Source organism: Spiroplasma endosymbiont of Megaselia nigra (assembly GCF_003987485.1).
Lineage (GTDB): Bacteria > Bacillota_I > Bacilli_A > Mycoplasmatales > Mycoplasmataceae > Spiroplasma.
Window position 1 is genome coordinate 1 of the sequence record NZ_RCOO01000044.1, and the last position, 8,445, is coordinate 8,445.

Below are 8,445 nucleotides of genomic sequence, written 5' to 3' on the forward strand. Positions count from 1 at the left end.
CTTGATTAGAATTATTAATAGCAATAATAGCCACACTATTTCCTGAATTATCAATTAAATCTTGGGCTAATGAAATATCATTAACTTTATTTTCTGAATAATTTTTATCTTTTGATGTAATAACATCATTATCTTTACAAGCAACAGCGCTACTTGTTCCTGCACTAACTAAAGTTACTGCACTTAAAATATTTAAAACTTTTTTCATATATGTTGTTTTCCTTTTTTAATAATTTATAGTGGGTGTGAGATGTTTTTCATTATAACATATTTGTAAAATACTAAGAAAGTAAAAATATTTTAAAAAAAAAAGGTCAAAACCTTTTTTCAACCTGGCACTGCCCTATTTTCACCTTGCGGCTATCGTCGGCGTAATAGTGCTTAACTTACGTGTTCGGGATGGGAACGGGTGTGTCCACTATGCCATAAGCACCAGATTATATCTGAGGGAAATTATCCGCTCAAAACTAGATAATAAACTGTCTAAAATTTGTAAATAAGCTCTCGCTTTTTTGAAGTCTTCGACCTATTAGTATTGGTTAGCTGAACACGTCGCCGCGCTTACACATCCAACCTATCAACCTCGTCGTCTTCAAGGGGTCTTACTCCATAAAGGATGGGAAATCTCATCTTAAAGTATGCTTCTCGCTTAGATGCCTTCAGCGATTATCATTTCCACACATAGCTACCCAGCTGTGCCACTGGCGTGACAACTGGAGCACCAGAGGTGTGTCCATCCCGGTCCTCTCGTACTAGGGACAGATCTCTTCAAATTTCCTACGCCCACAACAGATAGGGACCAAACTGTCTCACGACGTTCTGAACCCAGCTCGCGTACCGCTTTAATGGGCGAACAGCCCAACCCTTGGAACCAACTTCAGCTCCAGGATGCGATGAGCCGACATCGAGGTGCCAAACCTCCCCGTCGATGTGAACTCTTGGGGGAGATCAGCCTGTTATCCCCAGGGTAACTTTTATCCGTTGAGCGACGGCCCTTCCACACGGGACCGCCGGATCACTAAGCCCAGCTTTCGCTCCTGTTCGACTTGTAAGTCTCACAGTCAAGCACCCTTCTACCTTTGCGCTCTATGTATGATTTCCGACCATACTGAGGGTACCTTTGGGCGCCTCCGTTACATTTTAGGAGGCGACCGCCCCAGTCAAACTACCCACCTGACACTGTCTCTGATCTGGCTTACAGATCTAGGTTAGGATTCCGACATAACAAGGGTGGTATTCCAAGGATGACTCCACAACAACTAGCGTTACTGCTTCAAAGTCTCCCACCTATCCTATACATGCTATATCAAAACCCAATATCAAGCTATAGTAAAGCTCCATGGGGTCTTTCCGTCTAGTTGCGGGTAACCTGCATCTTCACAGGTACTAAAATTTCACCGAGTCTGCAGCCGAGACAGCGAAGGGATCATTACGCCTTTCGTGCGGGTCAGAACTTACCTGACAAGGAATTTCGCTACCTTAGGACCGTTATAGTTACGGCCGCCGTTCACTGGGGCTTCGGTTCAAAGCTTCGCTAATGCTAACTAATCCCCTTAACCTTCCAGCACTGGGCAGGCGTCACCCCCTATACGTCGTCTTACGACTTTGCAGAGAGCTGTGTTTTTGCTAAACAGTTGCCCCTTCCTCTTCACTGCGGCTCATATTACTATGAGCACCCCTTCTCGCTAACTTACGGGGTTATTTTGCAGAGTTCCTTAGCTACAGTTATCTCGCTTGCCTTAGGATTCTCTCCTTGACCACGTGTGTTCGTTCTAGGTACAGGCACCATATAAATAGTACTAGAAGATTTTCTTGGAAGCATGGAGTCATATACTTCGCTACTAGGCGAACCGTTCGCTCCCCATCACACTTCAAGGTTATGCAAGGCGTATTTGCCAACCTTACCCTCTTTGTGCTTAGCCCGGAATCCAATAACCGGGATATACTATCCTTCTCCGTCACTCCATCGCTCTATATGGTGGTACAGGAATATCAACCTGTTGTCCATCGACTACGCCTTTCGGCCTCGCCTTAGGTCCTGACTAACCCTGGGTGGACGAACCTTGCCCAGGAAACCTTGGTCAAACGGCATGAGGGATTCTCACCCTCAAACGTTACTCATGCCGGCATTCTCACTTCTAACCAGTCCAGCAGTCCTCACGGTCTACCTTCATCCCTGTTAGAACGCTCCCCTACCGCCCTGTATATAAATACAAAACCCATAGCTTCGGTATTATGCTTAGCCCCGGTACATTTTCGGCGCAAAGTTACTCGACTAGTGAGCTGTTACGCACTCTTTAAAGGGTGGCTGCTTCTAAGCCAACCTCCTAGCTGTCTAAGCGACTTCACATCCTTACACACTTAGCATAAATTTTGGGACCTTAGCTGATGATCTGGGCTGTTTCCCTTACGTGCATGGACCTTATCACCCATGTACTGACTGCCGAGTATACAAAATTGGCATTAGGAGTTTAATTGCATTCAGTACCCCTAGGTGGGGCCATCATACATTTAGTGCTCTACCTCCAACTTGCTAACCTCGACGCTAGCCCTAAAGCTATATCGGGGAGAACCAGCTATCTCCAGGTTCGATTGGAATTTCACCCCTAGCCACAAGTCATCCGCGGTCTTTTTAACGAACGTCGGTTCGGTCCTCCATTAAGTTTTACCTCAACTTCAACCTGCTCATGGCTAGATCACCTGGTTTCGGGTCTATGACAACATACTAAACGCCCTATTAAGGCTCGCTTTCACTACGGCTCCGTATTTTCTACTTAACCTTGCATGCTATCATAACTCGCCGGCTCATTCTACAAAAGGCACGCCGTCACCCATTAACGGGCTCCGACTTCTTGTGGGCATATGGTTTCAGGTACTCTTTCACTCCCCTCCCGGGGTGCTTTTCACCTTTCCCTCACGGTACTGGTTCACTATCGGTGAATAGGTAGTATTTAGCCTTACGCGGTGGTCCGCGTTGATTCCGACAAGATTTCACGTGTCTCGCCGTACTCAGGATACCATTTCGAGTCTTGTCTATTTCGTATACGGGGCCCATCACCCTCTGTGGCATGGTTTCCCAACCATTTCTACTATAAACAAGTTTTGTAACTCTACTATTATGGTCCTACAACCCCAGATAAATCTGGTTTGGGCTGTTCCCCGTTCGCTCGCCGCTACTAAGAGAATCGCTTTCGCTTTCTTTTCCTCTAGGTACTAAGATGTTTCAATTCCCTAGGTATACCTTCACTATAACTATTTATTCATTATAGGATGATGAGAGATTAATCTCACCGGGTTTCCCCATTCGGACATGTCCGGATCAAAGCTTACTTCCAGCTCCCCGAACCTTATCGCAGGTAGTCACGTCCTTCATCGTCTCCTATTCCCAAGGCATTCACCATACGCCCTTTGTAACTTCAAAGTTTTATAAATTATTTGACCTGATTTTAAATCAGTTTTTTGAGAATCATTTACAAATATAACTGTGAAATTTTAGTTATTTTTTAAAAATAACAGAAATTTTGAATTATTGTTATTTTAATCAAGTGATTAAAATAACTAGATGTCTATTATCCAGTTTTCAAAGAACAATTCCAATAACATTTACTTGTTATTGTCAGAGAAACTAATCTCTGAAAACTAAACATAACGGTCATTAAAACTAGTTAATTACTATAAAGTATTAACTCCATAGAAAGGAGGTGATCCATCCGCACGTTCTCGTACGGATACCTTGTTACGACTTCACCCTAATCATCAATCCTACCTTGGGCGGCTTCCTCCTTGCGGTTAGAATACCGACTTCTGGTATTATCAACTCTCATGGTGTGACGGGCGGTGTGTACAAGACCCGAGAACGTATTCACCGCGACATTGCTGATTCGCGATTACTAGCGATTCCGGCTTCATGAGGGCGAGTTGCAGCCCTCAATCCGAACTGAGATCGGCTTTTTCAGATTAGCTCCCTCTTACGAGAACGCAACTGTTTGTACCGACCATTGTAGCACGTGTGTAGCCCAAGACATAAGGGGCATGCTGATTTGACGTCATCCCCACCTTCCTCTAGCTTACACTAGCAGTCCCGTTAGAGTATCTCAACTTAATGGAGTAACTAACGGCAAGGGTTGCGCTCGTTACTGGACTTAACCAAACACCTCACGGCACGAGCTGACGACAACCATGCACCACCTGTCTCAATGTTAACCTCCACTGTATTTCTACAGCTTTGCACTGGATGTCAAGCCTTGGTAAGGTTCTTCGCGTTGCTTCGAATTAAACCACATGCTCCACCGCTTGTGCGGGTCCCCGTCAATTCCTTTGAGTTTCACTCTTGCGAGCATACTACTCAGGCGGAGTACTTAATGCGTTAGCTGAAGCACCGAACTTAGTCCGACACTTAGTACTCATCGTTTACGGCGTAGACTACTAGGGTATCTAATCCTATTTGCTCCCTACGCTTTCGTGCCTAAACGTCAGTGATAGGCCAGTCGACCGCCTTCGCCACTGGTGTTCCTCCATATATCTACGCATTTCACCGCTACACATGGAATTCCATCGACTTCTCCTACACTCTAGCTTAACAGTTTTCAAGGCGAACTGGAGTTGAGCTCCAGGATTTGACCCCAAACTTGTTAAACCGTCTGCGCACGCTTTACGCCCAATAAATCCGGATAACGCTTGCCACCTATGTATTACCGCGGCTGCTGGCACATAGTTAGCCGTGGCTTTCTGGTAAGGTACAGTCAAATAAGTATCATTTCCTATACTTACTGTTCTTCCCTTACAACAGACCTTTACAATCCGAAGACCGTCTTCAGTCACGCGGCATTGCTCCATCAGGCTTTCGCCCATTGTGAAAAATTCCCTACTGCTGCCTCCCGTAGGAGTTCGGGCCGTGTCTCAGTCCCGATGTGGCCGATCAACCTCTCAGTTCGGCTACGTATCATTGTCTTGGTAGGCCATTACCCCACCAACTAACTAATACGCCGCATCCTCATCCATTAGTGATCCAAACGGACCTTTTAACATTCTCTGATGCCAGAAAATGTCGTATGCGGTATTAGCAGTCGTTTCCAACTGTTATCCCCCGCTAATGGGTAGATTAGATACGTGTTACTCACCCGTTCGCCACTGGGTGCAAGCACCCCGTTCGACTTGCATGTATTAGGCATGCCGCCAGCGTTCATCCTGAGCCAGGATCAAACTCTCATTAAAAAAAATATCGTTTTTGTTCCTAGCTTTAATGACGGATATTCATTGATTAAATGATTATCTTTTGTTGTTATGTTTAGTTTTCAAAGATCGTTCTTGTGTCAGCAAAACACCTTTCAAATCATACAAAATTATGCGTTTATTGTCAATAACTTTTGACTATTTTTTTCATATTTTTAGTATTGTTTTTGATAATGTAAGTAAGTATTTTATTTACAATTAAGTAATAAATTACTACCAACTGACACCTTTATAAGTATATAAAATCCTCATTTTTTTGCAAGTGTTTTTAGCAAAAATATTAATTTTTTTTATAAAAAAATAATTACTTAAAAAACCTTATTTTAACCTCTTTTTCTTGAAATTATTGTTTTCCTTGCTATTAAATTTTAATTTATTTATATAAAAAGCCGCTTCAAAAGAAATGGCTAATTGGTATTAAGTTAATAATATTAAGTAATGTTAGTTAAAACTTCTTAAATACGTAACACGGTCAGCAATTATATCGTTATAATAATTTTCTTCATCAAAATTATTGGAACGAAATGATTGAATTCGCCCTTTAACAGCAATAATTGCTTTATCACGTAAACTAATATCTAAATCATCGATATTATTTGTTCATACTTTAACATTAACTAAATCACTATCATAGTTACCATCTTTATTTTTAAAAGGGCGCTGAATCTTTAGTAAAAATTTCATTAGTTTTCGTTCTGCTTCTTTTTTATCATAAATAATTTCATAAGTTCCTTCTAATTGTCCAACCAATATTACTTGATTCATTCTTTATCATCCTTTCTAAAAACAATCAATATAACTCAATACTAAAAAAATTATAAAAAACTTTTTTCAAAAGTAAGAAAAAAATTCACAAAAAGCATTGTTATTTTTATTTTAAAAAATCAGCCCCTTTTTGAATTTCAACTTTTGATAAACCAGGATAATCTCATTGCCGCATAATTTCATAACCAACAATCCCAACTGTATTAGCAACATTTAAACTACGGACTTTTTCTGACATTGGAATACGAAAAGTTCGTGATAAATGTTCTTTCAAAATTGTTGTTGAAATACCAGTTGATTCACGCCCAAATAAAATAAAAACTTTTTCTTCCTTTGTAAAATCAATTGCACTATGTGGTTGTTGTGCATAACGAGTTGCACAATATAATTTAAGATTTGGATTTAATTGTGAAAAATGATTTCAATCATTATATGTTTCATAATCAGCAAACTCAACATAATTTGCACTACTGCGAGCAATAAATCGTTCATCAAAAATAAATCCAAATGGTTCAATTAAATGTAACTTAGCATTAATTGCAACACAAGTTCGCATAATGGCTCCAACATTTTGTGCAATTTCTGGTTCAAATAAAATAATGTTAATTTTTTTTGTTGTCTTCATCTTTTCCTCCTAGTCATCATTTTTTAAACATTTGAAAAGCCTTTGAACGATGCGAATACTTATTTTTCTCTTCTACAGTTAATTCAGCATAAGTTTGACCAATTTCTGGTAAGAAAAAAATTGCATCATAACCAAAAACATTATTACCAACTGGTTTTTCAGTAATAAGACCTTTTGTTATTCCTCGAAAATACCTTGTTTCGTTTGTACTTGGATTAATATAACATAAAACACAAACTGCTTGTGCATCACGTTCTTCTAGTGAACGACATTTTTCAATTAATAAATTATTAATAATATTATTATCCGTAATTAGTTCTGCTCAACGGCGAGTATTAACACCGGGAAAATTTCCTAAACCAATAATTTTTAATCCAGAATCATCCGCTAATACTGGCTTATTTAACATTTTGCTTAAATAATCAGCTTTTAAAAATGCATTTTCTTCAAAGGTTGTTCCTGTTTCAGGAATTTCAGACACAGGTACTATTAAATCTAACAATGATTTAACAATTATATTAATACCTTCAAACATTTCTTTAAATTCTCGTACTTTGTTCTTATTACTAGTAGCAATTCAAATTTCATTCATTTTTTATTTCCCCGCTTTTCTTAACTATATATATTGTATAATAAAATTAATAATATATAACAGACAGAATGGAAGTCAGAAATATGATGAAATACCAAATTAAAGCAAAATTAAATTTAGGTATTACTAACCAAAATTATCAAAGTATTGATAATCTTTTTATCCGTTATAGTAATACTTTTACTAATTTATTCATTGATCATCAAAATGAAATTTTTGTTTTAGAACAAATTAAAAATGCCGATTTAACATTACCAATTGTAGATTATGGCTATGATGGTGATCATTTCTTTTTGGTTACACCATACTACCCAACTTTACAATCACTTAGTACGGTTAAACTTACAAACCAAGTCTTAAACCAAGTTGCTACAATAATTAAACAATTATGAGAAACTAAAATTAATCCAAATAATCAAACTAAAACATTTAATCCTAAGCAATTTTTAATAACATTAAAAACAGCAATTTGTAAACAATTGGTAAATTTAGCTCCATATGAAGAGAAACTTGATTATTTAAAATTGCAACCAACAGAACTTGTTTTATGCCATAATGACTTAAATCATGGTAATTTAGTTTTTTTAAACCAAAAGCTTTATTTAATTGATTTTGAATATGCTATGCTAAATGATAAATTTTTTGATATTGCTTCATTTGCTTCTGAAACATTAACAACAAAAGCTGAACGAACTTATTGATTTAATCTTTTTAATTTAACATCACAACAACAAGAAAAAGTAGTAGCATGAATGTATTACCAAAACATTCTATGAATTTACTGAGCTAATTACATGTATGAACAGACAAAACAAAAAATTTTCTTAACAATTATTGATTTAAAATTAACTAATTTACAAAAAAAATAATTAAGGTTCTTTCTTTGTTACTGATGAATCAACTGGTGAATTATTGAAGACTGCACCCCAAAAAGTAAGTAAAATTAAAAAAGAACTTTGCTAAACTTTTAGAGGAGGTGCATTTTTTAATGGCAGGAAAAGAACAAAAATTTAAAACATATACTGCATAATTTCGAAAAAATACAGTAAAAGAAATTGAACAAACATCGCTTACTTATATTGCACAAAAATATAAAGTAAATATAAAAACACTTAATTCATGACAAAGAAATTTTAAAAAAGGAATTTTAAATACACCAAAAGGTCCAAAAGAACCATTTGGAAAAAAAGATTTAAACTATTATAAAGTTAGGTATGAATTATTAAAAAAG

The 8,445-nt window shown here is 37.8% G+C and carries 5 protein-coding genes and 3 rRNA genes; 1 reads left to right on the forward strand and 7 read right to left on the reverse strand.

Annotated features, from left to right (window positions below):
* The 7 genes from D9R21_RS02970 to rdgB all read right to left on the reverse strand — a co-directional run.
* A partial coding sequence (locus D9R21_RS02970) for a lipoprotein (RefSeq protein WP_148108822.1) occupies positions 1–208 on the reverse strand: 208 nt, incomplete at its 3' end.
* A gap of 122 nt (positions 209–330) precedes the next feature.
* Positions 331–437 (reverse strand): 5S ribosomal RNA (rrf, locus tag D9R21_RS02975).
* Between the two features lie 72 nt (positions 438–509).
* Positions 510–3,421: ribosomal RNA gene (locus D9R21_RS02980) — 23S ribosomal RNA — on the reverse strand.
* Between the two features lie 273 nt (positions 3,422–3,694).
* Positions 3,695–5,214, reverse strand: a 16S ribosomal RNA gene (locus D9R21_RS02985).
* The 16S, 23S and 5S rRNA genes sit together here, the layout of an rRNA operon.
* Before the next feature lie 459 nt (positions 5,215–5,673).
* Positions 5,674–5,997, reverse strand: a complete 324-nt coding sequence (locus D9R21_RS02990) for a single-stranded DNA-binding protein (RefSeq protein WP_126821036.1) — start codon at positions 5,995–5,997, stop codon at positions 5,674–5,676.
* A 106-nt stretch (positions 5,998–6,103) separates the two neighbouring features.
* Entirely contained in the window at positions 6,104–6,622 is a 519-nt protein-coding gene (locus D9R21_RS02995; RefSeq protein WP_126821037.1) for a tRNA (cytidine(34)-2'-O)-methyltransferase, read from the reverse strand.
* Positions 6,600–7,214, reverse strand: a complete 615-nt coding sequence (rdgB, locus tag D9R21_RS03000) for an RdgB/HAM1 family non-canonical purine NTP pyrophosphatase (protein ID WP_126821038.1) — start codon at positions 7,212–7,214, stop codon at positions 6,600–6,602. Before rdgB ends, D9R21_RS02995 begins: the two co-directional genes overlap by 23 nt.
* 83 nt (positions 7,215–7,297) lie before the next feature.
* Here rdgB and D9R21_RS03005 point away from each other — a divergent pair, with 83 nt between their 5' ends.
* Positions 7,298–8,083 carry a phosphotransferase gene (locus D9R21_RS03005; RefSeq protein WP_126821039.1) on the forward strand — a complete coding sequence of 262 codons (786 nt, stop codon included), beginning with the start codon at positions 7,298–7,300 and terminating at the stop codon, positions 8,081–8,083.
* Positions 8,084–8,445 lie beyond the last annotated feature (362 nt).